This window comes from Microbacterium sp. (genome assembly GCF_036566905.1).
Classification (GTDB): Bacteria; Actinomycetota; Actinomycetes; order Actinomycetales; family Microbacteriaceae; genus Microbacterium.
In genome coordinates, this window is record NZ_DATCVK010000122.1 from 1 (window position 1) to 1,787 (window position 1,787).

General features: G+C 72.7%; 2 protein-coding genes. Both read right to left on the reverse strand.

Annotated elements, in window-relative coordinates; genetic code table 11:
* Positions 1 to 135 precede the first annotated feature (135 nt).
* Entirely contained in the window at positions 136 to 1,266 is a 1,131-nt protein-coding gene (locus VIP82_RS09185; RefSeq protein WP_331907830.1) for a uroporphyrinogen-III synthase, read from the reverse strand.
* The coding region (locus VIP82_RS09190; protein ID WP_331907832.1) for a uroporphyrinogen-III C-methyltransferase at positions 1,263 to 1,787 on the reverse strand (525 nt) is incomplete at its 5' end. The genes VIP82_RS09190 and VIP82_RS09185, both read right to left, overlap by 4 nt.

Genomic DNA, 1,787 nt, shown 5'->3' on the forward strand with positions numbered 1-1,787 from the left:
GGGGCCTCCGGGGTTCGATCACGAGTGGATCCTTCGACTCGAAGCTATTGACGTCGTGTTTCTGCGGATCGGTCCGGTCGTAAACCTTGCGTCTCCACCTGCTCACCAGTGACGGCGGCGGGTGTGAGGCGACGCTCACACGTCGATGCGGTAGCCCCGCTTCACGACGGTGGCGATGAGGCCGGGCACGCCGAGCGTCTGGCGGAGCCTGCTGAGGGCCACCTCGAGCGCGTGCTCGTCGTTCGTTCCCGGCAGGCCGGAGGCGAGGCGGTCGCGCGCGACCACCGAGCCCCGGGCCTGCACGAGCGCCCGGAGGATCATGAGCGCCACCGGCGCCAGTGAGACGCGCCGGTCGGCGACGTCGACGATGGACCCGCGCAGCGCGAGCGGGCCGTGCCTGGTCTCGAGGCGTACGACGCGGTCGGTCTCGAGGTGCTCGCAGACCAGCCGGATGAGCGCGCCCATGCGGTAGCGGTCGGGCTGGATCGGCTCGATACCGGCGGCGACGAGGGGCAGCGCCGTGACGGGGCCGACCGCGGCCGCGACCACGGGACCGCACATCGCGTCGACGAGGTCGTCGTAGCGCCCCATCGCCTCGGCGGCACCGAACAGGGCGTGCACGGCCGGGGCGCTGGTGAACGTGATCGCGTCGAGGCCGCCGGTGCACGCCGACTCGATGAGCCGCTCGACGCGGTCGTCGGACTCGTCGATCTCCACCCAGCGGTAGGGCGCGACCGTGAGCACTCGGGCATGGGACGCATCGAGGCGTTCGAGCTGCGAGGGCTCGAGGAACCCGTGCAACTGCACGGCGACGGTCAGGCCCGCCGGGTAGTTCGCGAGTACCTCGTCGATGAGCGACTCCGTCGTCTCCTGCGCGCTCATGCCGACGTCGTTGAGCCCGGCTGCGCGAATGCCGCCGCGCGCTTTCGGCCCGCGCACGAGGATCGCCGTGTCGGAGAGCGCGTCGAGGAGGTCCTCGCCGAGCCCCGCGGCATCCGCCACCTCGAACCAGCGGCGCACCCCGTACGCAGTCGTCGCGAGGAGCACGTCGGGGCGGGCCTCGACGATCGCGCGGGTGTCGGCGATGACGGGATCGTCGGAGAGCGCGTTCGTCATGCGCAAGGTGGGGGCGTGGATCACCGTCGCGCCGCGGCGGGCGAGGGCGTCGATGAGGTCGGCCGAGCGTCGGTCGCTCGTCACGCCGATGCGGAAGCCCGCGAGCTGGTCGGCGCGGAATCCCGGTGCGCAGTCGAGGAGGTCGCTCACCCGGCCACCGCCGCGAAGCCGGCTGCACGGTCCATGAGCTCGGCGGCGCTCGCGTCGCCGTCGTGCGCGAGGCGCACGACTTCGCCGACCACTACGACCGCGGGGGAGGCGACGCGGGCTCGCCCCGCGGAGACGACGATGTCGGCCAGATCGCCGATCGTCGTGCGCTGGTCGGCGCGGAAGCCGCGCTCGATGATCGCGACGGGCATCTGCGCGGGCATGCCGTATCGGGCGAGGCCGGCCGTCAGCGAGGGCAGCGAGTTCACCCCCATGAGCACGACTATGGTGCCGCCGAGCCCCGCGAGGTGCTCCAGCTCGGTCTCGGTCAGCGGCGCGTGGCCGGAGACCACCGTGAACAGGTGGCTGATGCCGCGGTGCGTGAGCGGGATGCCGGCGGCACCGGGAACGGCGACGGCGCTCGTGACGCCGGGGATCACCTCGACGGGCACACCTGCGGCGTGGCAGGCGAGCACTTCCTCGCCGCCGCGCCCGAGCACGTACGGATCCCCGCCCTTCAACCG